This window comes from Microbacterium hatanonis (assembly GCF_008017415.1).
In the GTDB taxonomy this organism is placed as follows: Bacteria; Actinomycetota; Actinomycetes; order Actinomycetales; family Microbacteriaceae; genus Microbacterium; species Microbacterium hatanonis.
Map to the genome: position 1 here is coordinate 935,355 of NZ_VRSV01000002.1, position 26,619 is coordinate 961,973.

27 protein-coding genes are annotated in these 26,619 nt (G+C 70.4%); 19 read left to right on the forward strand and 8 right to left on the reverse strand.

Translation table 11 applies throughout. The features are described from left to right. The first annotated feature begins 3 nt into the window (after positions 1 to 3). From FVP77_RS14450 to FVP77_RS14465, 4 genes are read left to right on the forward strand one after another with little or no spacing between them, the layout of a single operon-like run. Entirely contained in the window at positions 4 to 1,020 is a 1,017-nt protein-coding gene (locus FVP77_RS14450) for a phosphotriesterase family protein (RefSeq protein ID WP_147895258.1), read from the forward strand. Next, positions 1,017 to 1,685: a cysteine hydrolase family protein gene (locus FVP77_RS14455; protein WP_147895259.1), complete on the forward strand. Its 669-nt coding sequence runs from the start codon at positions 1,017 to 1,019 to the stop codon at positions 1,683 to 1,685. Before FVP77_RS14450 ends, FVP77_RS14455 begins: the two co-directional genes overlap by 4 nt. Next, on the forward strand, positions 1,682 to 3,217 hold the full coding sequence (locus tag FVP77_RS14460; protein WP_147895260.1) for a GMC family oxidoreductase: 1,536 nt from the start codon (positions 1,682 to 1,684) through the stop codon (positions 3,215 to 3,217). The genes FVP77_RS14455 and FVP77_RS14460 overlap by 4 nt, the downstream gene beginning before the upstream one ends. Next, positions 3,214 to 4,626, forward strand: a complete 1,413-nt coding sequence (locus FVP77_RS14465) for an amidase (protein ID WP_147895261.1) — start codon at positions 3,214 to 3,216, stop codon at positions 4,624 to 4,626. Before FVP77_RS14460 ends, FVP77_RS14465 begins: the two co-directional genes overlap by 4 nt. 54 nt (positions 4,627 to 4,680) lie before the next feature. Here the strand turns inward: FVP77_RS14465 and FVP77_RS14470 are convergent, their stop codons facing one another. Beyond that, positions 4,681 to 5,721, reverse strand: coding sequence for an extracellular solute-binding protein (locus FVP77_RS14470; RefSeq protein WP_187266957.1), 1,041 nt, complete (start codon positions 5,719 to 5,721; stop codon positions 4,681 to 4,683). 130 nt (positions 5,722 to 5,851) lie between these two features. Here FVP77_RS14470 and FVP77_RS14475 point away from each other — a divergent pair, with 130 nt between their 5' ends. The 9 genes from FVP77_RS14475 to FVP77_RS14515 all read left to right on the forward strand — a co-directional run bounded on the left by FVP77_RS14475 (position 5,852) and on the right by FVP77_RS14515 (position 15,743). After that, positions 5,852 to 7,033, forward strand: a complete 1,182-nt coding sequence (locus tag FVP77_RS14475; RefSeq protein WP_147895263.1) for a M24 family metallopeptidase — start codon at positions 5,852 to 5,854, stop codon at positions 7,031 to 7,033. A gap of 42 nt (positions 7,034 to 7,075) precedes the next feature. Next, positions 7,076 to 8,410 (forward strand): amidohydrolase, encoded by a 1,335-nt coding sequence (locus tag FVP77_RS14480; protein WP_147895264.1) that lies wholly within the window; start codon positions 7,076 to 7,078, stop codon positions 8,408 to 8,410. Beyond that, positions 8,407 to 9,834 carry an amidase gene (locus tag FVP77_RS14485; RefSeq protein ID WP_147895265.1) on the forward strand — a complete coding sequence of 476 codons (1,428 nt, stop codon included), beginning with the start codon at positions 8,407 to 8,409 and terminating at the stop codon, positions 9,832 to 9,834. The genes FVP77_RS14480 and FVP77_RS14485 overlap by 4 nt, the downstream gene beginning before the upstream one ends. Before the next feature lie 3 nt (positions 9,835 to 9,837). After that, positions 9,838 to 10,398: a hypothetical protein gene (locus FVP77_RS14490; RefSeq protein WP_147895266.1), complete on the forward strand. Its 561-nt coding sequence runs from the start codon at positions 9,838 to 9,840 to the stop codon at positions 10,396 to 10,398. A 103-nt stretch (positions 10,399 to 10,501) separates the two neighbouring features. Then, complete coding sequence (locus FVP77_RS14495) at positions 10,502 to 11,578, forward strand: ABC transporter substrate-binding protein (protein ID WP_147895267.1); 1,077 nt, start codon at positions 10,502 to 10,504, stop codon at positions 11,576 to 11,578. 91 nt (positions 11,579 to 11,669) lie between these two features. Then, positions 11,670 to 12,752: an extracellular solute-binding protein gene (locus tag FVP77_RS14500; RefSeq protein WP_147895268.1), complete on the forward strand. Its 1,083-nt coding sequence runs from the start codon at positions 11,670 to 11,672 to the stop codon at positions 12,750 to 12,752. A gap of 180 nt (positions 12,753 to 12,932) precedes the next feature. Next, positions 12,933 to 13,811, forward strand: coding sequence for an ABC transporter permease (locus FVP77_RS14505; RefSeq protein WP_147895269.1), 879 nt, complete (start codon positions 12,933 to 12,935; stop codon positions 13,809 to 13,811). 4 nt (positions 13,812 to 13,815) lie between these two features. Next, positions 13,816 to 14,688: an ABC transporter permease gene (locus FVP77_RS14510; protein ID WP_147895270.1), complete on the forward strand. Its 873-nt coding sequence runs from the start codon at positions 13,816 to 13,818 to the stop codon at positions 14,686 to 14,688. Next, positions 14,685 to 15,743, forward strand: a complete 1,059-nt coding sequence (locus FVP77_RS14515; RefSeq protein WP_147895271.1) for an ABC transporter ATP-binding protein — start codon at positions 14,685 to 14,687, stop codon at positions 15,741 to 15,743. Before FVP77_RS14510 ends, FVP77_RS14515 begins: the two co-directional genes overlap by 4 nt. 9 nt (positions 15,744 to 15,752) lie before the next feature. Here FVP77_RS14515 and FVP77_RS14520 read toward each other — a convergent pair whose 3' ends face one another. Beyond that, positions 15,753 to 16,760: a phosphotriesterase family protein gene (locus FVP77_RS14520; protein ID WP_147895272.1), complete on the reverse strand. Its 1,008-nt coding sequence runs from the start codon at positions 16,758 to 16,760 to the stop codon at positions 15,753 to 15,755. Positions 16,761 to 16,838: 78 nt separating this feature from the next. On the opposite strand from FVP77_RS14520, the gene FVP77_RS14525 reads away from it, so the two are divergent. Beyond that, a complete protein-coding gene (locus FVP77_RS14525; RefSeq protein WP_147895273.1) occupies positions 16,839 to 17,606 on the forward strand; it encodes an amidohydrolase family protein in 768 nt (255 codons plus the stop codon). After that, positions 17,603 to 18,034: a cytidine/deoxycytidylate deaminase family protein gene (locus FVP77_RS14530; protein ID WP_222707742.1), complete on the forward strand. Its 432-nt coding sequence runs from the start codon at positions 17,603 to 17,605 to the stop codon at positions 18,032 to 18,034. The genes FVP77_RS14525 and FVP77_RS14530 overlap by 4 nt, the downstream gene beginning before the upstream one ends. 15 nt (positions 18,035 to 18,049) lie before the next feature. Here FVP77_RS14530 and FVP77_RS14535 read toward each other — a convergent pair whose 3' ends face one another. Next, the gene (locus tag FVP77_RS14535; protein WP_147895274.1) at positions 18,050 to 18,412 is read right to left on the reverse strand and encodes a VOC family protein; all 363 of its coding nucleotides are present in this window, start codon (positions 18,410 to 18,412) and stop codon (positions 18,050 to 18,052) included. Between the two features lie 59 nt (positions 18,413 to 18,471). On the opposite strand from FVP77_RS14535, the gene FVP77_RS14540 reads away from it, so the two are divergent. Continuing rightward, complete coding sequence (locus FVP77_RS14540) at positions 18,472 to 18,912, forward strand: MarR family winged helix-turn-helix transcriptional regulator (RefSeq protein ID WP_147895275.1); 441 nt, start codon at positions 18,472 to 18,474, stop codon at positions 18,910 to 18,912. Positions 18,913 to 19,023: 111 nt separating this feature from the next. Here the strand turns inward: FVP77_RS14540 and FVP77_RS14545 are convergent, their stop codons facing one another. Then, positions 19,024 to 20,280, reverse strand: a complete 1,257-nt coding sequence (locus tag FVP77_RS14545; RefSeq protein WP_147895276.1) for an MFS transporter — start codon at positions 20,278 to 20,280, stop codon at positions 19,024 to 19,026. Then, positions 20,277 to 20,774 (reverse strand): RidA family protein, encoded by a 498-nt coding sequence (locus FVP77_RS14550; protein WP_147895277.1) that lies wholly within the window; start codon positions 20,772 to 20,774, stop codon positions 20,277 to 20,279. The genes FVP77_RS14545 and FVP77_RS14550 overlap by 4 nt, the downstream gene beginning before the upstream one ends. Positions 20,775 to 20,845: 71 nt before the next feature. Here FVP77_RS14550 and FVP77_RS14555 point away from each other — a divergent pair, with 71 nt between their 5' ends. Further along, complete coding sequence (locus tag FVP77_RS14555) at positions 20,846 to 21,355, forward strand: RidA family protein (protein WP_147895278.1); 510 nt, start codon at positions 20,846 to 20,848, stop codon at positions 21,353 to 21,355. Continuing rightward, positions 21,352 to 22,263: an amidohydrolase family protein gene (locus tag FVP77_RS14560; protein ID WP_147895279.1), complete on the forward strand. Its 912-nt coding sequence runs from the start codon at positions 21,352 to 21,354 to the stop codon at positions 22,261 to 22,263. The genes FVP77_RS14555 and FVP77_RS14560 overlap by 4 nt, the downstream gene beginning before the upstream one ends. A gap of 105 nt (positions 22,264 to 22,368) precedes the next feature. Here the strand turns inward: FVP77_RS14560 and FVP77_RS14565 are convergent, their stop codons facing one another. Both FVP77_RS14565 and FVP77_RS14570 read right to left on the reverse strand, forming a co-directional pair. Then, positions 22,369 to 23,448: an LLM class flavin-dependent oxidoreductase gene (locus FVP77_RS14565; protein ID WP_147895280.1), complete on the reverse strand. Its 1,080-nt coding sequence runs from the start codon at positions 23,446 to 23,448 to the stop codon at positions 22,369 to 22,371. Between the two features lie 6 nt (positions 23,449 to 23,454). Next, on the reverse strand, positions 23,455 to 23,814 hold the full coding sequence (locus tag FVP77_RS14570) for a cupin domain-containing protein (protein WP_147895281.1): 360 nt from the start codon (positions 23,812 to 23,814) through the stop codon (positions 23,455 to 23,457). Positions 23,815 to 23,862: 48 nt separating this feature from the next. On the opposite strand from FVP77_RS14570, the gene FVP77_RS14575 reads away from it, so the two are divergent. Further along, positions 23,863 to 24,891, forward strand: a complete 1,029-nt coding sequence (locus FVP77_RS14575) for a phosphotriesterase family protein (protein WP_147895282.1) — start codon at positions 23,863 to 23,865, stop codon at positions 24,889 to 24,891. A gap of 65 nt (positions 24,892 to 24,956) precedes the next feature. On the opposite strand, the gene FVP77_RS14580 is transcribed toward FVP77_RS14575, so the two are convergent. Further along, complete coding sequence (locus FVP77_RS14580; protein ID WP_187266958.1) at positions 24,957 to 26,468, reverse strand: high affinity choline transporter 1; 1,512 nt, start codon at positions 26,466 to 26,468, stop codon at positions 24,957 to 24,959. Positions 26,469 to 26,619: the final 151 nt, after the last annotated feature.

The window sequence follows — 26,619 nt, forward strand, 5'->3', positions numbered from 1 at the left end:
CCCATGCCCATCCATACCGTTCTCGGGCCGATCGCCGCCGCCGACCTCGGACCCACCTCGATGCACGAGCACCTGCTCAGCGACCTGCGCATCTGGGCGAAGCCTCCGAAGGAGCTTCCTCCCGAGGGAGTGCCGATGGGGCCGGAGCTCATGGCCTACCTCCGGTGGAACTTCCTGTCGGTGCCGGAGAACATCGTTCTCCACGACGCCGACGTGGCCGCGCAGGAACTCGCGCACGTGCGCAGCGCGGGCGGGTCGGGCGTGCTCGAACTGACCCTCGACGGCATGGGACGCCGCCTCGCGGAGCTGCCCGAGATCTCACGACGCTCGGGGGTGCACGTCATGGTCGGCGCGGGCTTCTACGTCGAGGACACGATGGCCGAGGACGTCAAGACCGCCTCGATCGACGTGTTGACCCAGCGCCTCATCGGCGAGCTCACCGACGGCATCGGCGACACCGGCATCCGCCCCGCCCTGCTCGGCGAGATCGGCACCAGCTGGCCCGTCACCGACGCCGAGTGGCGCGTCGTACGCGCCGCCGCCCGGGCGGGAGCCGAGACGGGTGCCGCCGTGTACACCCACCAGTCGTTCCGCGGAAAGGGCGGCACGAGCGTGCTCGACGCGATCCTCGCGGAGGGGATGAGCCCCGACCGCGTGATCATCGGACACCTCGACGAGTTCTGGGATCCCGGGTACCACCGCGAGATCGCACAGGCCGGCGCCGTGCTGGCGTACGACACCTTCGGGTCGGACTTCCACTACGGCAGCGCGAAACTCCGCAACCCCACCGATGCGGAGCGGCTCGACATGGTCGAGTGGCTGCTGTCGGAGGGCTATGGGTCGCAGCTCGTCATCGCGCAGGACGTCTGGGCCCAGGCCAACCTCCGCCGCAACGGCGGCAACGGCTACGATCACCTCTTCCGGCGCATCGGACCCGCGATCGCCGAGATCGCCGGCGATCCGGCGACCGTCGATCAGATCCTCATCCACACCCCGAGACGACTCCTGGAGCGGCCATGACCACCCCCCTCGCATCCTCTGCGCCGCAGAACGCGCACATCGTCGGGCAGCCCGTGCTCGTCGTCGTCGACATCCAGGGCGGTTCGGGTCAATCCGCGCCCGGCGAGGGCGGTATCCCGATCATGGGCGGCCGAGCCGAGAGAGGGCCTCGCCAGCGCGCCCTCGTCGACGCCGCCCGCGCCGCCGGCGTTCCGGTCGTCTTCATCCAGGAGGTGCACAAGCCCTCCCTCATCGACATCGGTCGCGAGCTCGACGGCGTCGAGGGGCCGCACTGCATCGAGGGAGACGACGGCACGGAGCTGGCCTCCTGGCTCGAGCCGCGCCCCGAGGAGTTCGTGGTGCGCAAGCGCCGCTACTCGGCGTTCTTCGGGACGGAGCTGGAGATCGTGCTGAAGGCGTACAAGGCCGAGACCCTGATCCTCATCGGGGGGCTCACCGACGTCTGCATCCACTACACCTTCGTCGACGCGCACCAGCACGACTACCGCGTGCGGGTGATCCAGGACGCCGTCGGCGGCTCGAGCGAACGCGCGCACACGGCATCGCTCGAGGCCATCTCGTACCTGCAGCGCGACGCCCTCGTCGACACCGCCGACGTGCTCGCGTTCTTCGAGACCGAGACCGAGGCTGCAGCGTCCGGCGCCGACCCGGTGCCGATGCGATGACCGATCCACGCCGGGCCGGGCTCCTGCCCGAGGCCGCGGAGTACGTCGTCGTCGGAGGCGGCACGGCGGGGAGCGCGGTCGCCGCGCGTCTGGCCGAAGCCGGGCACGACGTGCTCGTGCTCGAGGCCGGCCCCGACTTCGGTCCCCAGGGCGAGGCGTCCTGGCCCGCGGACTTCGTCGACGCGACGCGGCTCGGCCGCTCGCACGACTGGGGCTACGACTCGGGCGACACCTACCCGTGGACGGTCGGGTTCGAGCGCGCGCGGGCGATCGGAGGAAGCTCCGACGTGAACGGGTGCACGCAGACGTGGGGTCACCGGCGCGATTACGACGCGTGGGCCGAGGCGGGCCTCACCGGCTGGGCCGCCGACGACCTCGCGCCGCTGTTCGCCGGCGGCATGGAGCGGATGCGGGTGCGCCAGTTCACGGCGGACGAGCTGACGCCCTGGCAGCATGCCTGGTACGACGCCGCGCCCGCGGTGGGCATGCCGCGACTGACGAGCCTGAACGACCTCGATGAGGCGGCCGGGTTCGCCCCCGAAGCGATGAACATCCAGGACGGCGTGCGCATCAACGCCTCCTTCGCGTACCTCGACCCGGTGCGCGGGCTGCCGCACCTGCGGATCGTCGGCGATGCGCTCGTGGACCGCGTCGTGGTCGAGCGCGGGGTGGCGACCGGTGTCGTGGTGCACCACCACGGCGAGATCGCGACCGTTCGGGCGGGCACCGTCGTGCTCGCCGGCGGCGCCTACAACTCCCCGACCATCCTCCTGCGATCGGGCATCGGCCCCTTCGCGCAGCTCGCGCCGCTGGGCATCCCGCTCGTCCACCATCTGCCGGGTGTCGGCGAGAATCTGCACGACCAGCCGTTCCTCCTGATGAGCTTCGCCGGGTCCGACCGGATGGCGGCCGAGATGGACGCCGCACGCGCGGCCGGCTGGACCCCCGACGAGCAGGCGATGGGGAAGGCTGCGTCCAGCCTCGAGACCGAGGCGTTCGACCTGCACTTCCTCCCCTACAGTCCGACGCACCGCGGTGACGACAAGCGCTGGAGCATCGGCACCTCGGCGCTGCTGCCGCGGTCACGAGGGTTCGTGCGCCTGCGCAGCGCCGACCCGGAGGCGAAGCCGTGGATCGACCACCGGTTCCTCTCGGACGCGGAGGGCGCCGACGTGGCCATGCTGATCGAAGGAGCGGTCATGCTGCGAGAGCTCGCCGCGACCGCCGCCCTGTCGCCGCTGGTCGGCGCCGAGATCCATCCCGGTCCCGAGACGTTCGCCCGCGACGCGCTCGCCGCCCACCTCTACCGGCACCCCGACAACTACTGGCACCCCGTGGGCACGTGCCGGATGGGGGTCGCCGGGGATCCGGGCGCCGTCGTCGACGAGCGCGCCCGCGTCCACGGCATCGAGGGACTCCGCGTCGCCGATGCGTCGATCATGCCGCGCATCCCCCGCGCGACGACCGCGATGCCATCGGTCGTGATGGGGGAGAAGGTCGCGGCCCTGCTGCTCGAGGAGGCCACCGCATGACCGACCAGATCACCGCCCTCAGCGCACGCGCGCTCGCCGAGGCGATCCGCACCCGGCGGCTCTCGTCGGAGGAGGTCGTGGCCGCTCACCTCGCCCGGATCGACGAGCTGAACCCCGCGATCAACGCGATCGTCGCCTTTCAGCCCGAGGTCGCCCTCGAGACCGCGCGCGAACGCGATCGCGAACTCGCTCGGGGCGTGATCCGCGGGCCGATGCACGGTCTGCCGATAGCGGTGAAAGACCTCATGGACGTGGCGGGGCTGCCCACCAGCCATGGGTCGCGGATCTACGCGGGCCGGGTCGCCGCCGACGACAGCGTCATCGCCTCCCGGCTGCGCGAGGCCGGCGTCGTGTTCGTCGGCAAGACGAACACCCCCGAGTTCGGGGCGGGGTCGCACACCTTCAACGAGGTGTTCGGCCCGACGCGCAATCCCTACGACATCACCCGGAGCGCCGGGGGCAGCAGCGGGGGAGCCGCCGCGGCGGTCACGACGGGGATGCTGCCCTTCGCCGACGGATCCGATCTCGGGGGCAGCATCCGCAATCCCGCCTCGTTCGGAAACCTCGTGGGGCTCCGACCGACTGCGGGACGCGTCGCCTCCGCGCGGCCGGGCAATGCGTGGGACCCCGGATCGGTGCTCGGCGCCCTCACGCGCGATGTGGCCGACACCGCTCTGTTCCTCTCGGTGATCTCCGGTCCCGAGCGTCGCGCGCCCCTGTCGATCGACGAAGACCCCGATCTCTTCCTCTCGCTCGCGCCCCGGTCGTTCCGAGGCGCGCGGATCGCCTACTCTCCCGACCTCGGCGGTCTCCCGCTCGATCCCGAGGTGCGCGAGGCGACCGCCGCGGCCGCGCGTCTCGCGAGCGACCTCGGTGCCGAGGTCGTCGAGGTCGACATCGACCTGACGGAGGCCGACCTCGTCTTCGAGACGTTCCGCTCGCTGGAGTTCCTCGACGCACACGGAGAGGATGCGGCGCTCCACCCCGACCTCGTCAAGCAGACCGTTCGCGACGACGTCTCCTGGGCCGATGGCATCGACGCGCGTCTGCTCAACCGTGCGGCGGGCGCTCGAACGCGTCTGTTCCGGCGCTTCCAGTCGCTTCTCGCCGAATACGACATGCTGCTCGGTCCGACGACGCAGGTGCTGCCGTTCCCGATCGAATGGGAGTACCCGACCGAGATCGAGGGCGTGGCGATGGAGCGCTACTACACCTGGCAGCGCTCGTGCAGCCGCATCACGGCGACGGCGATGCCCGCGGTGTCGATGCCGATGACCTTCTCGCGCGGCGGCCTCCCGATCGGTGTGCAGTTCGTCGGGCCGTACCGCGGCGACCGTCTCCTGCTCGAGTTCGCCCTGACCTGGGAGAGCGCCGTCGGAGATGTGATGGCGCGCCGGCCCGCCGTCTGAGAGGCGGCCGTCCCTACACGACGTCGAGTCGGCCGCCCCTCGCCGGTCACGTCATCAGCTCGTGAGCCACTCGGTGTAGCGGTCGTTCATCTCGTCGTACAGTTCGGCGCGGTTGTCGGCGTCGGCCCAGATGATCTCCGTGTGCTCCGGGGCGTTGGGCAGCGCCGCGATCTCGTCGTCGGAGAGGTACTCGAACGCCGCCGAGCTCGAGGGCCCGTAGTTCGTGCGGCGCGAGAACTCGGCCTGGAGCTCCGGATCGGCGAGGAACTCCGCGAGCGCGAAGGTGGCGGACGGGTTCTTCGCGCTGGAGGGGACGACGAAGGGGTTGGCCTCGACGAGCGCCTGGTCCCACGACACGGTCACGTCGAGTCCCGCGTTCTTGAGGGCTGCGAACTGCCCGTTCGGGGAGAACGCGATGGACGCGCCGCCGGCGCTCAGCAGCTGCTGCACCTGCGGGTACTCGGTGTAGAACACCATGTCGGGCTTCAACTCGTCGAGCTTCGCGGTCGCGCGGTCGAGGTCCAGCGGGTAGAGGTCGTCGGGGGCGACGCCGTCGGCGAGGAGGGCGGCTTCGAACATGAAGTCGGAGTACTCTCCCGGCACCGCGCGCTTGCCGGGGTAGGTCTCCGTGTCCCAGAAGTCCGCCCAGGTCTGCGGGCCCCCGTCGGGGAAGGTCGATGCGAGATAGCCCTGGGCGTACCCGATGATGGGCGTCGCGATCGTGTACTCGGCGACATCCGCCGAGAGCTGGTCGGATCGGGGGACGCTCTCGGGGAGCGCGACGAGGTTGTCGGAGTAGAGCACGACCTCCGCCATGCCCGTCATCATCGTGTCGTAGTCGCCCTCCTCTCCTTCGAGCATCTGGTACTGCACGCTCGCGGCGAGGGTCGTCGCGACCACCTCGACACCGGTCTCCTCCGTGAAGGGCGCGAAGAAGACCTCTTGGAAGGCCTCGTTCGTCGGGCCCCCGTAGTCGGCCCAGACGATCTGGCCGGATACCGCGGCCGGGTCGTCCGAGCTCGTCGGAGCGGTCTCCCCGCTCGCGCACGCCGTCGTCGCCAGCGCGACGACGGCCAGCGCACCGGCGACCAGCATCCTGCGTCTTCTTCGTATCCCCATGACACTCTCCCTTTTTATGGATCCAACAAGGTAATGTTAGGATCCAATCCGTTTCCCGTGGGTAACGGCGCATTGCGATCGGAATCCGCCCGACCGGAGGTGCGGTATGACCCGAGTCGTCCCCCAGGGGCTGCCGTTCCCCCTCGACGAGTACGAGGCCCGTCACGGCGTGCTCCGTGCGGAGATGACGGCGCGAGGAATCGACACCCTCTTCGTCACCTCGCCTGCGAATCTCTGCTACCTCACCGGGTACGTCGCGAGCTGGTACGCGCCGCGGCTGCCGATCGGCGCACTCATCCGGGCGGCCGAGCCCGAGCTCGTGATCGTCGACTGGTCGCGGCACGTCGACTACATCCCGCTGACCGCGATCCACGACGCGATCGAGCTCATCGACTACGGCACCGCCGCGAGCGAGGTCGTGCAGGCGGTGCGACGCCGGGGCTGGCACGAGGGGGTCGTCGCGATCGAGTGGCACGCCCCCAATCCGGTCGCCGGGATCGTGCGCGATCTGGCCGAGGGGCTCCGCGCGATCGGCGCCGAGCTCGTCGAGGGCGACTACCTCGTCGACGATCTGCGGGTGTACAAGTCCCCCGCAGAGCAGGCGAAGATCGTCCGCGCCGCCGAGATGGCCGACGGTGCCTTCGAGGAACTGCGCGAGAGACTCCGCCCGGGCATGACCGAGCTCGAAGTGTCGGCTCTCATCACCTCGCTCCTGGCCGAACGCGGGTCGGAGGTCCCCGCGCAGCACGCGCTGGTCTCATCCGGCCCGACGGCGTGGGCGGACGTGCACGCCTTCCCGTCGCGACGCGTGATCGAGCGGGGCGACATCGTCTCGGTCGACGCCTCCGGTGTCGTCGATCGCTATCACGCGAACCTCAGCCGCGCGTTCGTCGTGGACGGCTGGAACGACAGGGCCGAGGAGTACCTCCAAGCGGGCGCGGCGAGCCTGGCCACCCTGTGCCGGGAGGCTCGGAACGGCGAGAGCCCCGCGGGCGCCATGGCGGCGGCCGAGCGGGAGCTGCGCGAGAGGGTTCCGAGCCGGAACATCTGGTGGGTCGGCGGATACGGATTCGGTCTCGCCTTCCCGCCCAGCTGGGTCGGCCACACCTATCTGGCCGATGATGGACCCCACCGCGCTGACCTCGCGCCCGGCTACGTCTCGAACTTCGAGACCGTGCTGTTCGATCGGGACGCCGGGTTCGAGGCCGCTGCGATCGACACGGTGCTCGCCACCGAGGACGGCCTGGCGCCGCTCTCCCGCATCCCGCGCGGACTCCTGCGCACCTGACCGCCGATCGCTGCTCGACGAGCCGCCCGAGTAAGGAACCCCGTGATCCAGACCATCGTCTACCTCGCTCCGATCGTCACGATGGACCCCGATCGGCCCCGTGCCGAGGCGTTCGCCGTGCAGGGAGATCGGATCGTGGCCGTCGGCACGGCCGCCGAGGTGCGCGCCGCCGTGCCCGACGGCACTCAGGAGCAACGCCTCGACGGCGTGGTGCTCCCTGGGCTCATCGACGCCCACCTGCACATGGAGCGCGCCGGGTTGAAGGCGCTCGACTACCTGTCCGACACCGACGGCGTCGACCGCTACATCGAGGCGATGCGCGACAGCTTCGACGACGACGGCCCGGTCGCTCCGCCCTTCGAGGACCGCGTGCGCGCGCTCGAGCGGGTCCAGCCCCTCTTCCACGCGCTGGGCTTCACCGGAATCGTGGACCCCGCCGTCACCATCGACGAGATGCGCGGGTACCAGGAGGCGCATCGTCGCGGCGCGCTCACGATGCGCACGGTCGCCATGCCCTACCTCGAGATCGGTTCCGCGGCGATCCCCGACGTCGACGCCGCCATCGCGCACCTCGACGGCACGGGCGTCTCGACCGGATTCGGTGACGAGCGCCTGCGCATCGGGCCGATCAAGGTCTACCTCGACGGCGAGGCGCTGAAAGGCCAAGCGCTGCTCGAAGAACCCTGGGATGCGGCGGGATACCGCGGCGAGCAGCGCCTCTCGACCGGCGACTTCGGCCGGCTCGTCTCCTGGTGCGCCGAGCACGGCTGGGGAGTGGGCACCCACGCCGTCGGCTCGGCGGCCGTCGCGATCGTCGCCGCGGCCTACGAGGAGGCGGGGGAGGCCGTGCGGGAGCGGCGATTCCAATTCATCCACGCCTACCTCGAGCCGAGCGCCGAGAGCATCGCGTCGGGGGCGCGGTCGGGAACGATCGCGTCCCTCCAGCCGTCCATCATCTGGCACAACGGCGCCGGACTCCGTCGTTCGCTGGGTGCGCGCGCCGAGCGCGCCAACCCGGTGCGCAGCTGGCTCGACGCCGGCGCGACCGTGGCCTTCGGCTCGGACGGGCCGTTCTTCGCCTTCGACCCCCGCTTCCTCATGTGGCAGGCCGTCACGCGTCGCGTCGCCGGCGAAGACGAACCGCTCGCCGCGAGCGAAGCGATCACCGTCGCCGAGGCGCTCGCCGCGTACACGACCGGTGCGGCCGTCGCCGCCCTCGCCGAGCACCACCGCGGCATGATCCGCCCGGGGTATCTCGCCGACTGGGCGCTGTGGGCCGACGACCCGCTCGCCGTGCCGATCGACGACCTCCTCCATATCCCCGTCCGACGAACCGATGTCGGCGGCCGCACCGTTCACATCCAGGAGCCTCGATGACCGACACCGCCCTTCACGCCTGGTCCGCTCGCGACCTGGCCTCCGCCGTCGCCGAGCGCGAGGTCTCCGCCGTCGAGGTCATGCGCGCCCACCTCGCCCGCATCGAGGAGTTCGAGGGGCGGATCGCGGCCTTCGTGTCGCTCCTGCCCGAATCGGAGTCGCTCGCGATGGCCGAACGGGCAGACCGCGCGGTCGCGAGCGGCGAAGAGCTGGGTGTTCTGCACGGCCTCCCGACCGGCGTCAAAGACCTCATGGACGTCGCCGGCCTTCCGACCTCGCAGGGCTCCGCCGCCTACGCGTCCGAGCCGCCCGCGACCCGCGACAGCGTGCTCGCCGAGCATCTCCGCCGCGCCGGGGCGCTCATCATCGGCAAGACGAACACGCCCGAGATCGGGCTCGGAACCCTGACCTTCAATCCCGTGCGCGGCGTCTGCCGCAACCCGTGGGATCTCGCCCGGCATGCGGGCGGATCGAGCGGGGGAGCCGCTGCGGCGGTGGCGGCGGGGATGCTGCCCATCGCCGACGGATCGGACAGCGGCGGCAGCATCCGCTACCCCTCGTCGTTCTGCAACACGGTGGGTCTTCGGCCGACGCCGGGAATGGTGCCGAGCGGGCGCACCGGCAACGGGTGGGACCCCCATGGGGTCGCGGGTCCGATGGCGCGAGACTCGCGCGACGCGGCGCTGATGCTCGCCGGCATCGCCGGGCACGATCGTCGCTGGCCCATCTCGTGGGTCGACGAACCGCGCGCCCTCGCCGATCTGGTCGAGATCGACCTCTCGGGGCTGAGGCTCGGCTGGTCGCCCGACGTCGGGGGACTGCCCATCGACCGCGAGGTGCGTCGCGTGCTCGCCGACGCGCGGCGCCGGCTGGAGAGTGCGGGGGTCGTCATCGTCGACGTCGAGCCCGACCTCGACGGGGCCGACGAGGCGTGGCAGGCGATCGAGATGTTCGGATTCGCCGGCGACGCGCGGCCCCGCTTCGCCGAAGGGCGCACCGGCTTCCGCGACGACTACCTGCGCAACGTCCAGGAGGGGTTCGACCTGTCGGCGGCGGAGCTGATGGACGCTCTCGCGCACCGTACCGAGCTGTTCCGCCGTACCGCGACCGTGCTGCAGCAGGTGGACGCCATCGTCTACCCCGCGACCCCGGTCGCCGCCCCGCCGGCCGAGGTCGAGTGGGTGGCGGAGGTGGACGGTGTCGCCTTCGACCGCTACTTCCTGTGGCAGCGCGCGGCGTGCCGCCTCACCGTGACCGGACACCCCGTGCTGGCGACTCCCGCGGGCTTCACGGACGGGGGTCTTCCCGTGGGGATGCAGCTCGTCGGGGCGTCGCGGCGCGACGCGCGGCTTCTCGCCATCGGGGCCGCGATCGAGGCCGAGCTCGGCCTCGTCGGGGCCGAGCCCACGGCGATCCGGGCCTGACCGGTGTCGAGCCTCGAGGCCGGCGTGCCCTACGTGCGCGTCGATCGTCCTCCCGCGTTCGCTGAGGCGGGACTGCGCGTCACCGTCGGGATCCGCCCCGACCACCCCGTCGGCCGGGGGCCGCAGGGTGCGCTCGCGCACGCGCTCGACGCGGCGGGGTGGTGGATCGGGATCGGCGACGACGGTCGCGCGACGGCCGGGATGGGCACGACAGCGGGGCCGGTGAGCCTCTCCGCGGGCGACCCGCTCGCGGCGGGGGAGTGGGCGGAGATCGCCGTCCGCATCCCCGGGCGGGTCGGCGATCGGCTCGAGGTCTCCGTCCGAACGTCATCGGGTGCCGCCTCGCCGGTGCGTTCCGTCGTGGTGGGTGCGCGGCTCGTCGCGGCTCCGGGCCCGCTCCTGTGGGGATGCAGAGGGCTGCGCGATCGCCGGGTGCCCCAGCATCCGTTCCTCGGCGCGGTCGGTCCGGTGCTCCTCGACGACGGCTCCTCCACCGTGGCCTGGAGCGAGGTGTTCGGCATCGAGGCCGGGATGCTGGGCGCGACGCCTGCCGCCGTGCTCTGACTCTGTTACACACACGAAACAGTCGAGACACACGATGGGGATCCATGTGATGCAATATTGGATCCATTAGGACCGCGTACCAACTCCCGAGAGGAACGCACCCTTGGCTCCGTTCACCCGTCCTCGCCGCATTGCGGTCTCGGCCGTCGCCCTCCTCGGCGTCGCCCTCCTCGTCGCGGGGTGCGCCGGCGAGGCCGGTCCGGTCTCGAGCGCGAGCGGCGCGCCCGCGCTGAGCGGCGACATCGTGTGGGCCGACTACGGCGGCCCGACGAACGAGACGCGTCAGGTGGCGTACTTCGACGGATTCGCCGAGGAGACCGGTGTCGAGGTCGTCTCGACGACGATCGAAGACGCGATCTACATGTCGATGCTGACCGGCGACCCCGGTGACTACGACGTCTTCCAGGCAAGTGTCGCCGAAGTGCTGCCCAACGTGGCGAACCTGCACGAGCTCCCGGAGTCGGCGCAGGGCGACCTGCTGCCGGAATCGGTCCGGCCGTACTTCGTCGGCGGGTTCGTCTTCGCCCAGGCGCAGGGATGGCTGACCGAGACGTTCCCCGACGGCGGCCCACAGGACTGGGCCGACTTCTTCGACGTCGCGGCGTTCCCGGGCAAGCGCGCCTGGCCGGGATCACCGGGCTCGTTCGACGCCTCGTACGAGATCGCGCTCCTCGCCGACGGCGTGGCGCCCGAGGAACTCTATCCGCTGGACCTCGAGCGGGCCGAGGCCAAGCTCGACGAACTCCGCGGCGATCTCGTCTTCTACCAGAACTACCCCGAGGTGCAGCAGCTCCTCACCAGCGGCAGCGTCTCGATCGCCTCCACCGTGAGCGGGCAGTTCACGGCGCTGCGCAACGCCGGCTACGACGTCACGATCCAGTGGAACCAAGCCTTCTCGGTCGCCTCCGGACTCGTGGTCCCCCGGGATGTGCGCAACCCGGCGGAGGTCGACGCCCTGGCCGAGTGGATCAACGACCCCGTGAACCAGGCGGTCTTCGCCGAGCGGACCGGGTACGGACCGGTCAATTCGGAGGTCTTCGACCACCTGTCCGACGAGGTGGCCGCCGACCTGGTCAACTCGCCGGATCACGCCGACAAGGTCTTGGCATTCGACGATCAGTGGCGCGCCGACCATTACGAGCAGCTCCTGAACTCCTACACGGCCTGGCTCGCCGGCTGACCGATTCTTCCGTTCCCGGCGGGTGCCCGTACCCGTCGGAACCTTCCCGCACCACACCCGCACCGCACGTCTTCGAGAGGAACCCCATCACATGTCTTCCCTGAACCGATTCCGCCGGGGCGCGACCGTCGCCCTCGCCATCGGCGCCGTCGCCGCCGTCGCGACCGGCTGCGCCGGCACCGCCTCGGCCGGCGGCGCGAGCTCCGGCTCCGACGACGCCGCCATCAGCGGCCAGATCGTCTGGGCCGACTTCGGCGGCCCCACCAACGAGAGCCGTCAGGTCGCGTACTTCGACGGATTCGGCGACGACACCGGCGTGGACGTCGTGTCGTCCTCGATCGAGGACGCCATCTACTACCCGATGCTGGAGGGCGAGGACGGCGACTACGACGTCTTCCAGGTCAGCACCGCCGACATCCTCGCCTACCCCGACCACATCCAGGAGATCCCCGACGAGGCGCGCGGCGATCTGATCGACGACACCCTCTCGCCCTACGTGGTCGGCGGCTTCTACATCGGCATCGGCCAGGGGTGGCTCACCGACACCTTCGCCGACGGCGGCCCGCAGGACTGGGTCGACTTCTTCGATACCGAGAAGTACCCCGGCAAGCGCGCGTGGCCCGGCTCCCCGGGCTTCTTCGACGGCTCGTACGAGATCGCCCTCCTCGCCGACGGCGTCGCGCCGGAGGACCTGTACCCGCTCGACCTCGACCGCGCGACGGCGAAGCTGAACACCATCCGCGATGACCTGGTGTTCTACCAGTCCTACCCCGAGGTGCAGCAGCTGCTCTCCAGCGGCAGCGCGTCGATCGCGGTCTCGGTCACCGGTCAGTTCAAGGCCCTGCAGAACTCGGGTCTGGACGTGACCGTGCAGTGGAACCAGGCCTTCCAGGCGCTCAACGGCTTCGTCATCCCCGAGAAGTCGAAGAACCCCGACGCGGTGAAGGCGCTCGCCACGTGGATCAACGACCCGGAGAACCAGGCCGTCTTCACGGAGCGCACCGGCTACGGACCCGTCAACTCGGCGGTCTTCGACGTCATCTCCGACGAGGTGGCCGCCAATGTCGTCAACTCCCCGGAGCACGCCGACGGACTGCTGCAGTGGGACGAGCAGTGGCGGGCCGACAACAAGGACCTGCTGATCGATTCGTACACGGCGTGGCTCGCGGGCTGACCCCCGACCTGCGCGCGGAAGGGCCCTCGATCTTCGGATCGGGGGCCTTTCCCACGTTCCCGTAACGCGATGGAAACAGCAGAGCAATGCGTTCGGATCCACTAAGGGTTAGATTGGATCCACGCCTGATACCGAGGCATCCGAAACACCCGTGCAACCTCGATCCTGGAGCATGACGCAGTGAGCACTTCTCCCGCCGTCCTCGATGCCCGGCCCGCGCCGACTCCGAGGCGCACCGCGCTGGGCGTCTCGCGAGCCGAGTTCCGCTGGCTGATGTGGCCGCCGCTCATCTTCTTCGTGGTGGCGCTCGGTCTGCCGATGTTCACGCTGGTCATGCAGTCGCTCGAGGGCGGCGGTGGCGCCTACGCGGGCATGTTCGCCGTTCCCGCATTCGTGGGTTCGCTCTGGCGCACGCTGCTGATGGCGGTCGTCACGATGGTCCTCACGATGGTGCTCGGCGCCGCATACGGACTCGCCATCGCCGCGTCGCCGACCTGGCTGCGCCTCGCACTCCTCGCGGCGCTCATGCTGTCGCTGTGGACCTCGGTCATGGTCCGCTCGTTCGGATGGATGCTGCTGGAGCTGCCCAAGGGCGGCATCTACTGGTTCCTCGGCCTGTTCGGTCTGGCCGACGAGCCCCTCGAGATCTACCAGACGACCTTCGGCATGTACCCCGCGATGGTCGCGGTCATGCTGCCGTTCGCGGTGCTCCCGGTCATGAGCGCGCTGCAGTCGATCGACCGCGAGCAGCTCAACGCCGCATCCGTCTTCGGCGCGGGTCCTCTGCTGACCTTCCGCATCGTCACGTGGCCGCAGATGCTCCCCTCGGTCATCAGCGGCGGCGTGCTCGTCTTCGTCATGTCGCTCGGCTTCTACGTCACGCCCCTCCTGCTGGGCGGGCCCTCGAACATGACCGTGTCCGGCGTCATCAACCAGCAGCTCAACACCGCCAACCGGCCCGACCTGGGGGCTGCGATGAGCATCCTCCTGGTCGGGGGAACCATGCTGATCTACCTCGTGGCCGACCGGCTGTTCAAGGTCAGCGAGAAGTGGGGCTGATCTCATGAGCACGACCGTCGGACGCAGCCTCGGAGCCTTCCGCCTCCCCATCATCGTCATCGCCCTGCTGGCGAGCCTGCTGTTGATCGTCCCCTTCCTCATCCTCGTCTCCACGTCGTGGACCTCGGGAAGCTTCATCCTCTTCCCGCCCGAGGGCTTCTCTCTCCAGTGGTACGCGGAGGTGCTCGGCGACCGTCGCTGGATGGGGTCGTTCTGGCTGTCGATCTGGGAGAGCCTGATCGCCACCGTGATCGCCACGGTGCTCGGCGTCGCCGGGGCGATCGGGCTCACCCGCGTGCGGTCGCGCCAGGCGCAGCGCTGGGTGCGGACGCTGTTCATCGTGCCGATCGCCCTGCCCCCCATCGCGTACGCGGTCGGGCTCTACGGCGTTAACATGGACTTCGGATTCCTGCGCGGCACCCTCGTCACCCTCGTCGTCGGGCACGCGCTCATCGCGATGCCGTACGTGTTCGTCATCGTGTCGGGCGGCATCGCGCGCATCGACCCCGCCCTTCGGCCGGCCGCGTGGACGCTCGGCGCCCGGTGGCCGCTCATCCTGTGGAAGATCGAGCTGCCCGCCCTCCTGCCGTACGTGCTGTCGGGCGCGCTGTTCGCCTTCATCGTCGTGTTCGACGAGGTCGTGCTCGCGGTCTTCCTGCTGCCGCCCGGCGTCCAGACGCTTCCACTGAAGATGCTGAGCGCCGCCTCCGAGGCGTTCTCGCCGGAGCTCACCGCAGCATCCACTCTCGTCTCGGTGCTCGCGATCGTGCTGCTCGCCTTCGTCCCCCTCATCACGTCGCGTCTCTCGCGGCGCAACCGCCCCAGCCGGCGCCGGACCCCCGCGGTCCCCGCCGTCGCGGAAGGAGTCCCCGAATGACCGTCGCCCTCTCCATCTCCGACGTCCACGTCACCCTCGGCGCCAACCACGTGCTCAAGGGCGTCTCGCTCGACGTCGCGCCCGGCGAGTTCGTCACGCTCCTCGGGGCCAGCGGCAGCGGCAAGTCGACGCTGTTGAACGTCATCGCCGGACTGCAGTCGGTCGACAGCGGCCACGTCGCCTTCGACGGCACCAACGTCGAGAAGCGCTCGCCGCAGAAGCGCAACGTCGGTGTGGTGTTCCAGTCGTACGCTCTGTTCCCGCACCTCACGATCGGTGAGAACGTCGCCTTCCCGCTCCTGGCCGCGCGACGGCCGGCGAAGGAGCGCCGCGCTGCCGCCGAAGAGATGCTCGCCCTCGTGCAGCTGCCGGGCATGGCCGACCGAGAGCCGTCGTCGCTCTCGGGCGGTCAGCGGCAGCGCGTCGCGCTCGCCCGCGCCCTGGCGGCCAACCCGGGCATCCTGCTGCTCGACGAGCCCATGGCCGCCCTCGACAAGCAGCTGCGCGAGCACATGCAGGTCGAGATCACGCGCATCCAGCGGAAGGTGGGTATCACCACCGTGTCGGTCACGCACGACCAGACCGAGGCGCTGACGATGTCTGACCGCGTGGCGATCATGCACGAGGGGCAGCTCGTGCAGGTCTCGAGCCCCGAGGAGCTCTACCGCCGACCGGTCAACGCCTACGTGGCCAGCTTCCTCGGCGAGGCCAACCTGCTGCCGACCGTCGACGACGCGCTCGTCGACGACGCCACGGGCCTCCTGGTCGACGGCACGGCGGTGCTGCGCCCGGAGGATATGAGCATCGTCGCCGCCTACGAGTCCACGCCGGCCTGGTCGATCGAGGGTGTGGTGCGGCTGGTGAGCTTCCAGGGGTCGCGGTACCGCCTCGAGATCGCCACCGACTACGGCCGCAAGGTGGTCGCTTCGCTGTCGCCGTCGTCGGACGTCTCGGCGCTCGGCGTGGGGGAGCGCGTGCGCCTGGCGTGCCGTAACTCCGACCGCGTGCACGTGATCGAGGCGGTCGCCACGGCCGCCATCCCCGTTCCCGCCTGAGGCTCCGGGCTACGCGCGGTCGAGCAGCCGTGCCGGTGCGTGCACGAGCATGTCGTCGACGCGCGCGTCCGAGACGCCCGCCCGGCGGAGCGCGGGCGCGATGCGGCGGAGCACGTGCGCGTAGCCCATCCCGCCGTGGCGCGAGAGCTGGCCCTTCGTCCACACCGAGCTCGACAGGGTGACGATCGCGTCGGGGTGCTCGGCGAGGAGCTGCACCAGGAAGGCGAGTCGCTCGGTGTCGGTGGCGTCCCTCGCACCGTCGGCGAAGTGGTGCTCGCTGCCGAAGGCGAACTCCACGACCGCTCCCGCGTCGGCGACGTCGCCGACATAGGCCGCGTCGAGCACCTTGTCCATGTTGCAGAAGAGGATGCGGTGGGCCGGGAGTCCCTGTCCGGTGAGGATGTCGACGACCTCGGGCGCCCGGCGCGCGGCGCCGTCCAGGCGGATGCTGACCGCAGCATCCACCGCGGAGGCCGCGCGCGCAGCGGCCCGGAGTCCGCGTCTCTCGGCCGCCGTGATCTCGGCGCTGGTTCCGAGCAGACCCAGGAGTCCGGCGCGGAACCCGGTTCCCGGGATCGCCTCGGTGAGGGCGGTCGTGTAGGCGGCCTCGACCTCCGCCTCGCTCTGATCGCGCCACCACTCGGGCAGCGTCTTGTCGATGTATCCGCCGTAGGCCGCCACGATGCGGATGCCGCTCCGGCGCGCGATGCCGGGGAGCTCCGCGTGGCGCGGCCCCATTCCCCACGACGTCGCCTCCACGATCGTGTCGAGACCGGCGGCGCGGGCAGCCGTCAGCTCTTCGACAGCCGTTGTCGGGTCGTCGAGGGTGAGGTTGTCGGCCAGCGACATGTAGCTCCAGCGGAGGTCGCCGAGGATCTCGGGCCGGATCGGTCCGTCGAGGCTCCCGCCTTCACGGGTGGGGCGCAGGAGGTGCCGCGAATCGGTGAGGACGTGCTCGTTCGTCGAGACCCGCCCGAGCGACTCCGCGGGCACGCGCCCCAGGACGGTCTCGATCATGCGCGGGCTCCCGATCGTTGAATGTATCCGATATGACTTAGAATGGATCCTAACTGACGCATCTCGAAGGAGCCCCGGATGATCATCGATGCCTACAACACGACACAGGACGTTCGCGGTCGCTCCGACTACCTGACCGGGGCTCGGCCCGGGGAGGAGCCGCCGGCGTACACGCCGTTCGATCCGAATCGCATCCTCACCCGCATGGATGCCGCCGGAGTCGACATGGCCATGGTGTGCTCGCTCGCCCAGCGCATCGAGAACGACTTCATCATCGGACTGCAGGACAGCTACCCCGACCGTCTCATCGGATTCGGGCAGGTGCGCCCGCAGGACGACGACGCGCTCGACGAGATCCGCCGCATGGCGGAGGCCGGCATCCGGGGTCTGAAGCTGCACCCGAGCATGCACGGCTACCACGTCGCCGACCACGGACTGCTCGATCCCGTCTTCCGCGAGTGCGCGCGTCACGGGATGGCCGTGATCATCAACGCGCTCGACGATGCTTTCTGCGCGCCGTTCTCGATCGAGGAGATCGTGAAGGACCACCCCGACGTGCCGACGATCATCGCCCACATGGGTGCCGTGTGGAACGTGCCCGAGGCGATCATCGTCGCCGAGCGCCGCGAGAACGTGTATCTCGAGACGTCCGCGACCCTCATGGCCGACGTCAAGCGCGCCTATGCCCGCGTCGGCGCCGAGAAGATCCTGATGGGCTCCGAGTGGCCGGGGTCGGATTTCGACCTCGAGCGCATGAAGATCGCGAAGGCGATCCCGGATGCTGCCGACCGCGCGCTCGTCGAGGGCGGCAACTACGCGCGGCTGCTGCGCCTGGACGTCGCGTGAGCGATCGGCCACCACTTCGCCGTCCCGCCGGCATGGGCGAGGGCGACGCCGAGCTGTTGACGGTCGCCGCCGAGCTCCTGGGCGCGGTCTACCGTGAGGGGCGGCACGAGGTCGTGGCCGCGCTGCGAGTGGGCGACGGGTCGATCGTGACCGGTGTGCACGTCGACGGCTCGGCGCGCCGCAGCGCGGTCTGCGCCGAGGGTGTGGCGGCCGGCAACGCGATCGCCCGCGGCTCGGCGGTCGTGGCCGCCGTCAGCGTGCTGCGGCGCCCGTCGGGCACGGAGCACGTGATCGAGCCGTGCGGTGTCTGCGCCGAGATGCTCTCGGACTACTGGCCCGACGCGCGGGTCTGGGTCACGGACGGCGATGAGATCGTGCCGACGACCTTCGCCGCGCTCCTGCCCGCCAAGCGCCGCCGCCTCTGGTAGACGGCACGACCGTCGTCAGGCGCGGTCGTGGAGGGTGATGAGGTATCCGTCGGGGTCGGCGAACGTGAAGGTCCACCCGAACGGGCCGTCGACGGGCTCGACCGCGATGGTGACGCCGTCGGCCACCAGGGCGTCGTGGACGGCCTTCGCCTCTGCGGCGTGCATCCACACGCCGACACCGCTCCCGAGCGGACCCGCATCGAGGTCGACGCCCGGGAGCGGCGGGCGCACGGCGAAAGCGGCCGGCTCGGTGTCGAACACGACCGCGGTCGGCGGGCCGGCCTGTCGCGTGAAGCCGAGGTAGCGCTCATAGAACGCGGCCGAGCGGGGTACGTCGCGCACCTGCAGGGAGATGAAGCCGGGGCCGGAAACGGTCATGATGATGTCCTCTCTGTGTCAGTCTTCTGACATACAGGAGCGTATGTCAGAATACTGACATGAGTCAAGCGGCACCGACGATCGACCTCGCGACCTCTCCCGGCTATCTGCTGAAGGTGGCGGCGACCGCCCTGCGCTCCGCCATGGAGGACGTGCTGCGGCCGTTGGGCATGACGGTCACGCACTACTCGTGCCTCGAGGTGCTCGCTCAGCGACCCGGGGCGTCGAACTCCGACCTCGCGCGGGCGACGTTCGTCACGCGGCAGTCGATGAACGTGCTGCTCCAGACGCTCCAGCGCGACGGGCTCGTCACGCGCGCCGACCAGCCCGCGTCCGGTCGGGTGCTGCCCACGCGGTTGACCGATGCGGGCCGCGCGCAGCTCGCCCAGGCCAGCGCCGCGGTGAAGCAGGTCGAGAACCGCATGATCGACGGTCTCCCCGCCACCGATCGTGCCGCCCTCACCCGCCTCCTGCAGCACTGCATCACGTCGCTTCGCTGAGACGGCCCGCTCGAGCGCACGGCGTGCGCCCGAGCGCACGCCTTCGGGACGCGCTCAGGTCGTGCGCTCGGGCCGAAAGCGTGCGCTCGCGCTCCGTGACGGACGGCGGGGTCAGGCGGCGGGGTCGCGCGGCTCCGCGAGGCGGTCGCGCGACCGGGGCGACTCGTCGCGGGTGAACGCGGTCAGCACGGCGAGGGCGACGAACTGCAGGCCTGCGACGATGAGGAAAGCGAGCGTGGACGAGGCGATCGAGATGACGAACCCGCCCAGCAGTGCGCCGCCGCCGTAGCCGATGCTCGTGAAGCTGGAGAAGAGCCCGAGTCCGAGCGCGCGGTTGCGCGAGGTGAGCCCTCGCGTGGCGAGCATCGTGAGCGACGGGTAGAGCGGCGCGAAGCCGATGCCGATGAACGCGGCGCCGAGGCTCGCCAGCCAGAAGTCCTGCGCGAACGCGATGATCGTCAGCCCGACGGCGAGGCTGGAGAGGGCGATCGCGGTGGCACGCAGCGGCCCGATGCGGTCGGGGAGCGAGGCCAGGGCCAGCCGCGCGCCGATGACGCTCACCGCGAAGACGGTGTAGACCGACGCACCGCCCATGAAGCCGCCCGCGGGAACGCCCGCCCCCGCCAGGTGCACGATGAGGAACGCGATCATGATGCCCTCGCCGCACCATGCCGCCGCGGCGGCGACGCCGGGCGCCCACACCGCCCGGAAGGCGTGCCAGACCCCGGCGACCGCGCCGCGCGGCAGGGTGATGGGGCCCGTCGCGGTGCCGACGGCGGCGGCGCGGGGGCGGGGGAGTGCGATGATCGTGGCGACCGTGGCGAGCTCGAGCCCGGCGCAGACGAGGAAGACGACCGGTGCCCCGCCGAGCTGTTCGACGGCGGTGCCGAGCTGCGGCCCCAGGGCGACCCCCAACCAGACGCTGAGCCCGAAGTAGCTCAACGCCCGGCCGCGCTGGTTCGCGGGGGTGAGGGCGATGAGCCACGCCATGATGACGGTCATCGCGGCGGCGTTCCCGAGTCCGAACAGCACGCGACTGATGCCGGCGCCCGCGAGCGTCGGAAGGACGGCGAGCAGCAGCATCCCGACCACCGCGATCCCGCCCCCGACCACCGTGATCAGGCGGTAGCCGCGCCGGTCGGCCAGGGCGCCCGCGATGGGCATCGCGATGACCGAGGCGAGCGCGGCGAGGGCGACGATCGCGCCCGCGAGCGAGCTGTCGCCGCCGAGCGTGTCCTCCACGTAGACCGGAATGATCGGCGTGCTCGCCGAGTTGGTGATGCCGCCCAGGGTCGAGGCGACGAAGATCAGCCAGAACGGCAGGGTGCGGACCATGTCACGCGGCGCGGCTTCCGCCGCTTCGGTCACGGGGTGGGCTCCGGGTGGCACTCCAGGCTCAGCCACAGCTCGAAGCAGTTGTTGCGCGACAGCGCGGTCGCGCCGATCGATGCGCGCCCGATGCTCCCCGCCTCCTCCCCGAAGACCTCGAGGAACAGATCGGTCGCTCCGTTGGAGACCAGGTGGAGGTCTTCGAACCCGGGAGGGCACACGACGAAGCAGAGTCCGCGCGAGAGGCTCTTGACGTTGTCGAGCGAGCCGAGCGCGTAACGGATGATGCCGAGGGTGTGCACCGCGGTCAGCCGGGCGGCGGCGTAGCCCTCTTCGATCGTCACGTCGACGCCCACGACTCCGGGGTTCAGCCGGTCGCCGACACGGTTCTCTGGCGTGAGTCCGCTCAGCTCGAGGAGGTCGCCGATGCGGTGGAACGGTTTCATGCGGCCGTAGCGGCGTCCGTAAGGCGGATCGGCGTAGTCGGGGATCTCGAGGCCCAGCTCCCGAACCCTCTGCTCTGGCGTCGCCATCCTGATCCTCTTCTCTTTCTGTATCCGAAACTGCTTAGAATGGATCCATTCTAGAGGTCGAAGGAGAAGCCATGGTGTGGAGCGCGGAACGGCGGGTCGAGGAATTGGGGTTGGTCATCCCCGACTACGCGAACCCTCCCTACGGGGAGCGGTACGCCACGATGAAGGCGTTCCACCACCTCGGCCGCACGCTGACGATCAGCGGCATCACGCCCGAGGACCGGCAGGGCACCAAGGTGCATCCGGGTCGCGTCGGCGAGAACGTCACGCTGGAGGAGGGATACGCGGCTGCGCGGTACGCCGCGATCAACGTGCTGGGCCTCATCCGCTTCGCCGTCGGCTCGCTCGACGAGGTGACGGGGTTCATCCGCACCCTCACCTTCGTCGTCGTGACCCCCGAGTTCACCGATGTGAACCTCGTCACCAACGGCGCCGCCGATCTGTTCGTCGAGGTCTTCGGCGACAGGATCGGCCGATCCACCTCGGCCGGCATCGGCGTCTCGAGCCTCTCCGGGGGCAACGTGTTCGAGATGATCGCCGAGGTCGAGACCCGCACCCCCGCGAAGGAGATCGACGCATGAGGATCGACACCCACCTGCACATCTACGCCGACCCGGCCCGCGGGCTGTACGAGATCGAGAACTTCCCGATCATCGAGTACGGCGAGAAGGCCGACATCCCCCTCGCGGGCGTCGGCGGGTCGGTCGACGACGCGCTCGCCGCCCTCGACGCGGCGGGGTTCGACTACGCCACCGTGCTCGGCAGCTACGAGGTGCCGGGCTATCCCGATCTGCCCGACGGCCTCATGCACTGGCCCGCGGAGCCCCACTACGGCCAGTATCGCGAGGACCTCGCCGCCTACAACCGGTGGGTGTGCGAGATGGCGGCCCCGCACGACAAGCTCATCCCGTTCGTCAGCGCGAACCCTGCCGTGATGACCTCCGCGGAATCGCGGGATCACCTCGCCGAGGCCTTCGGCGACTGGGGTGCGCGAGGCCTCAAGCTCCACCCGATCGGCATCAGGGCCTACCCCGACGACCCGGGCTTCGACGGGGTCTACGACGCCTGCATCGACGCCGACGTGCCGATCGTGTTCCACAGCGGACCCGACACGCGCGGCCGCGGATTCTCGGAGCCGGGCGTCTTCGCCGCGCTCGCCGCATCCCGACCCGAGCTGAAGCTCGTGCTCGCGCATCTCGGCGGCGGCTCGTGGCGCGCTACCGCGGCGGTCGCCGCGGCCCACCCGCAGGTGATGTTCGACCTGTCGGAGATCGTGATCTGGATCGGTGCGTCCGCGGGGCCGTCGGCGGACGACGTCGCCGGGCTCGTGCATTCGATCGGGGTCGACCGCGTCGTGATGGGGTCGGATTTCCCCTGGTACACCCCGGGCGTCACCGCCGAGATCGTCGAGAGCCTGCCCGGCTTCTCACGCGCCGAGCGCGACGCGATCCTCGGCGAGAACGCCGCGCGCCTTCTCAAGCTCGGCTGACCCGGCGACCGAAGACCGCGAGACGTCATCCCCGGCACGAGACTGCAGCCATAGCGCGCAGTCTCGTAGCCCGGATGATGTCTCGCGGTCTTGCGCGTCGCGGGATCAGCCCGCGGTGCGCAGGCCGCGGGAGTGGAGGAGGGGCAGGATGCTGTCCGCGAAGCGCGCCATGCCGTCCTCCCACAGCGGCCACCCGAGCAGGCAGCCGTCGATGCCGACGTCGGAGAGCCACTCGAGCCCGTCGGCGACCTGCGAGGGGGTTCCGATCAGCGGCACGCCGCCGTCGCCGGCGACCCAGCTGAAGCGGCGGGCTGCGGTGGAGTTGTCGCCCGCGACCTCCGCCTCGACGCCCATGATCCGCAGGGCGTTGATCGCGGCGTCGTGCATGCCGTTCTCCTGCGCGTAGTAGTGCAGGAAGTCGCGGGCGGCCTGTTCGGTCTCGCCGTCGACCACGTACCCGAAGGTCCACACCTCGATGTCGCGCCCGTACTTCTCGAACGCCTGGCGCTTGACGTTCGCCACGTGCGCGGTCGCCTGCTCGCGGTCGTCGCTGAGCTTGACGAAGAGTTTGTCGGCGTGCTGCAGGGCGAACTCGAGCCCGCGGCCCGACATCGCGGCATTCATGATCTGCGGACGCGCGCCGAGGGGCTTCGGCGCCGAATACGCGCCCGACAGGTGGAAGAACTCTCCGTCGTGGTCGAACTCGCCGGTCTCGCTCCAGAGGCGCTCGACGATCCCGATCCACTCGTCGGCGAGGTCGTAGCGGTGGTCATGGGCCAGGAGGTCGGCGCCGAACATCTCCATCTCGGGCCTGTACCACCCGGCGAGCACGTTGATGCCGGCCCGGCCGCCGGTCACGTGGTCGATCGTGGCCATCTGCTTCGCCGCCATCACGGGGTGCACGACGGGCATCGACACGGTCGCGAAGATGCGCGCGCTCTCGGTGACCGCCCCGACGGCGGCGGCCCACGTGAGCGTGTCGTACGCGTCGGAGTGCGGGTTGTGCTCGCCGCCGTAGCCCTTCCAGCGCGAGATCGGCACGATGGCCTCGAAGTCCATCGCCTCCGCGCGGTGGGCGAGGTCCTTCACACGCGACCAGTCCGTCGTGAGCGCGCCGGGGATCGTGGTGAAGGTGATGCCGGGGGCGAGGTTCGTACCGAAGGTGCCCAGTTGCAGACGGTTCATCACGGCCTACTTGTAGACGACGTAGAACTTGCGCACCGGTTCGACGACCGACCATTCGCCGGTCCAGCCGATCGGGAAGAACGCCGCGCTCCCGGCTGTCAGCTCGACGGGTTCTCCGCCGTCCTCGTGCACGATCATGCGGCCGCTGAGGATGTGGACGATCTCGCCGCGGGTCAGGAACTCCCACCGCGACCGCCCGGGGTCGCTCTCCCAGATCCCCGACACGATGGTGCGGTCGTCGTTGACGAACTCGACCTTGCCGCGCACGGTGATCTCGCCCGAGAGCGGCTGAGCGCTGGGCGGTGCGAGGGGCTTGGCCTCGAGGGCTCCGGCATCGACCTCGGCGGGTCGGATCACATGGGTCATAATTGGATCCTAAATAAGTCTGAATGGATCCGCAATCGAGGAGCGCTCATGATCGAGACGGTGACGGGTCGGATGGATGCTGCGCTCCTGGGCGCGACCGGGATGCACGACCACCTGCTCAGCGATGCCTCGCGGCTGCGCCGGGACGGGGCTGCGCCCGGACCGACAGGGGATGTCGTGTCGATCGACACCCTGGGCTACCTCCGATGGAACACGCTCGCCCTCGCCGACAACCTCGTCCTCGACGATCCCGCCCTCGCCGCTCGCGAGCTGGGTCGGGCGGCCGTCGCCGGACAGCGCGCGGTCGTCGAGTGCTCGTCGTGGGGGCTCGGCCCTCGCCACGCCGGCCTTCCGGAGATCTCCGTCGCCTCGGGGATGACGATCGTCAGCTCGTACGGGGCGTACGTGCCGCGCATCGTGCCCGGGTGGATCGCGCAGATGCCGGAGGCCGAGCTCGAGCAGCACTTCGTCGACGCGCTCACCGTCGGCATCCCCGGAGCCGGCTTCCGCGCGGGGATGCTCGGCATCATGGGCACCACCGGCGACCTGGAGCGTCGCGAGCGCGAGCAGCTCCGCGCCGCGTCGCGCGCGGCGGTGCGGACCGGGGCGAGCGTGTCGGTGCGGCTGGATCCGGAGGCCTTCCGGGGTCCGGAGGTGCTGCGTCTGATGGGCGCGGAGGGACTCGCCGCCGAGCGCGTCGTCTTCGCCAACGTCGACGAGTACCTGGATGCGGCGTACTGGACCGACCTGTCGGATGCCGGCGCGGTGCTGGAGATGTGCTTCGGCACCGAGGCCGTGCACGTCGGCCGGGTCGACAATCCGTCGGATCGCGAGCGCCTGGCCTTCTTCCCCGGGTTCCTCGCCGCGCATCCGGAGGCGCGTGTCGTGCTCGGCGAGTCGGTCTGGACGAAGGCGCAGCTGGGGGCCTACGGCGGATTCGGCTACGCCTACCTGATGGACCGCATCGTGCCGGAGCTGCGCCGGCGGGGCGTTGCGGAGGATCGCCTGTACGCGATGCTGGTCTCCGAGCCGCGCCGCCTGCTCGATCTGTCGGAGGGGTCTCCGGCGTGGTCGTGATCGCCCGCGAGGCGCAGCATCCGATCGGGTCGTCCCCGCGAGATGATGCGCGTCGCTCGACCCGGTCACGCGATCGCGGGGACCGCCGCCTCCGACGACTCGCGCTCGGCGTCGAGATCGGCGCGGATGCGCGCCTCGGACGCCACCTCGGAATCGCGACGCCCCGCGAGCGCGGCGACCAGCGCGAACGTTCCGAACCCGACCGCTGCCGCGACCAGCGTCGCCCAGCCGTCGAACTCCGGTCCGACCAGGGTGTTCGGTACGTAGAGGATGTCGTTCGGCACGCCGTACAGCGTGGGCGTCAGCGCGAGGAAGACGATGCGCACCACGAAACCGACGGCCATCGCGCTCAGCGCGGCGACCGATCCGGGGCGCTTCCAGAAGACACCGAAGAGGAAGGGCGCGGCGAGGCAGGCGAGCATCAGGTCGAACGCGAGCGTCAGCAGGATTCCCGTCTGGCTGACCTGGATGGCCAGGAACGCGCCGCCGATCACGAAGGGGATCATGGCCACCCGGGTCCAGCGCAGGAGGGGGTCGGGGCCCGCGCCGGTGTGGCGGCGCACCGTGAAGATGTTGCGCACCGCGATCGCGGAGGTCGCGAGCATCGCGCCGGATGCGGTCGAGAACGACGCAGCCACGATTCCGGAGAGCACGAGGATCGCCACGAGCGGCGGGGCGAAGTCGCCCAGGAGGGTGAACAGCACCGGGCCGTCCTCGACCGAGATGCCGAGGGTCGCCGACACGCTCAGCGCGACGATCGCGAAGACGGTGCCGATGGCCGCGGTGAGACCGGCCGCGATGAAGCACGATCGCTGCGCGACGGAGGGGCTCTTGGCGCCGAAGATGCGCTGCATGAAGTCGATCGCGACGATGTCGCCGATCGCGAGCGAGACCAGGGTCGCCCAGTTGATCGGTGCTCCGGCGGCGGGGTCGGTCAGCTGCTCGAGGTCGAACGGGCCCATGCCCTCGGGGATGACGATGCCGTACGACATCGCCACCCAGGCGAGGAGCACGACCGCTGCGACCACCGTGATCGCGGTCTGTATCGCGGCGGTGTAGGCATCGGAGAAGAGGCCCCCCGCGATCGTGTAGGCCAAGACCAGCACCACGGCGAGGATGACGCCCCACGCGTAGGGGATGTTGGCGAAGTGCTCGAGCAGGAAGCCGCAGGCGACGAGGTTGCCGGCGAGCAGGATCGTGAACGACACGACCATGAGCGCCGAGGCCGCCAGTTCCGTGGGTCGGTTGTAGCGCAGCCGGAAGAAGTCGCCGAGGGTGAACAGCTTCATCGCGTTCATCCGCTTCGCGAGGAAGAGGCCGGTCAGCAGCAGGCAGAGGGCGAGTCCGATCGCGAGCGACGCCCCCGACCAGAATCCGAACTGCGAGGTCAGGTCGGTGTTGCCGACCGTGGCGTTCGCGTCGACGGCGGCGGCGGTGAGCGAGACGGCGACGAGGGGCACGCCGAGACGTCGTCCGGCGACGAGGTAGTTGGCGCTGTCGCCGTCGACCTTGCGGGCGACGACGATGCCGACGACGAGGATGACGACGACGCTGAGCGCGACTCCGAAGATGATCATGGGCACTCCCGGGCGGGGAAAGACGGTCGGATGGGCTTTCTGTTGCTTGACAGAAAGAATCTCCATCCGCAGGACCGTCAGCGATGTCGGCTGTGTAACAGTCCTGTGAAATCCGCCCGGGCGGGCGCGGAGCGACGGAGCGCCCGTTCGC

Bases quoted from the DNA above. Each gene is read 5' to 3' on its own strand.
- FVP77_RS14475 (WP_147895263.1), top strand. From the start codon at position 5,852: ATGACCCGAGTCGTCCCCCAGGGGCTGCCGTTCCCCCTCGACGAGTAC.
- FVP77_RS14525 (WP_147895273.1), top strand. From the start codon at position 16,839: ATGATCATCGATGCCTACAACACGACACAGGACGTTCGCGGTCGCTCC.
- FVP77_RS14540 (WP_147895275.1), top strand. From the start codon at position 18,472: ATGAGTCAAGCGGCACCGACGATCGACCTCGCGACCTCTCCCGGCTAT.
- FVP77_RS14580 (WP_187266958.1), bottom strand. From the start codon at position 26,468: ATGATCATCTTCGGAGTCGCGCTCAGCGTCGTCGTCATCCTCGTCGTC.
- FVP77_RS14550 (WP_147895277.1), bottom strand. From the start codon at position 20,774: ATGGCGACGCCAGAGCAGAGGGTTCGGGAGCTGGGCCTCGAGATCCCC.
- FVP77_RS14570 (WP_147895281.1), bottom strand. From the start codon at position 23,814: ATGACCCATGTGATCCGACCCGCCGAGGTCGATGCCGGAGCCCTCGAG.
- FVP77_RS14515 (WP_147895271.1), top strand. From the start codon at position 14,685: ATGACCGTCGCCCTCTCCATCTCCGACGTCCACGTCACCCTCGGCGCC.
- FVP77_RS14460 (WP_147895260.1), top strand. From the start codon at position 1,682: ATGACCGATCCACGCCGGGCCGGGCTCCTGCCCGAGGCCGCGGAGTAC.
- FVP77_RS14560 (WP_147895279.1), top strand. From the start codon at position 21,352: ATGAGGATCGACACCCACCTGCACATCTACGCCGACCCGGCCCGCGGG.
- FVP77_RS14565 (WP_147895280.1), bottom strand. From the start codon at position 23,448: ATGAACCGTCTGCAACTGGGCACCTTCGGTACGAACCTCGCCCCCGGC.
- FVP77_RS14470 (WP_187266957.1), bottom strand. From the start codon at position 5,721: ATGCTGGTCGCCGGTGCGCTGGCCGTCGTCGCGCTGGCGACGACGGCG.
- FVP77_RS14465 (WP_147895261.1), top strand. From the start codon at position 3,214: ATGACCGACCAGATCACCGCCCTCAGCGCACGCGCGCTCGCCGAGGCG.
- FVP77_RS14455 (WP_147895259.1), top strand. From the start codon at position 1,017: ATGACCACCCCCCTCGCATCCTCTGCGCCGCAGAACGCGCACATCGTC.
- FVP77_RS14510 (WP_147895270.1), top strand. From the start codon at position 13,816: ATGAGCACGACCGTCGGACGCAGCCTCGGAGCCTTCCGCCTCCCCATC.
- FVP77_RS14555 (WP_147895278.1), top strand. From the start codon at position 20,846: ATGGTGTGGAGCGCGGAACGGCGGGTCGAGGAATTGGGGTTGGTCATC.
- FVP77_RS14575 (WP_147895282.1), top strand. From the start codon at position 23,863: ATGATCGAGACGGTGACGGGTCGGATGGATGCTGCGCTCCTGGGCGCG.
- FVP77_RS14520 (WP_147895272.1), bottom strand. From the start codon at position 16,760: ATGATCGAGACCGTCCTGGGGCGCGTGCCCGCGGAGTCGCTCGGGCGG.
- FVP77_RS14485 (WP_147895265.1), top strand. From the start codon at position 8,407: ATGACCGACACCGCCCTTCACGCCTGGTCCGCTCGCGACCTGGCCTCC.
- FVP77_RS14535 (WP_147895274.1), bottom strand. From the start codon at position 18,412: ATGACCGTTTCCGGCCCCGGCTTCATCTCCCTGCAGGTGCGCGACGTA.
- FVP77_RS14500 (WP_147895268.1), top strand. From the start codon at position 11,670: ATGTCTTCCCTGAACCGATTCCGCCGGGGCGCGACCGTCGCCCTCGCC.
- FVP77_RS14450 (WP_147895258.1), top strand. From the start codon at position 4: ATGCCCATCCATACCGTTCTCGGGCCGATCGCCGCCGCCGACCTCGGA.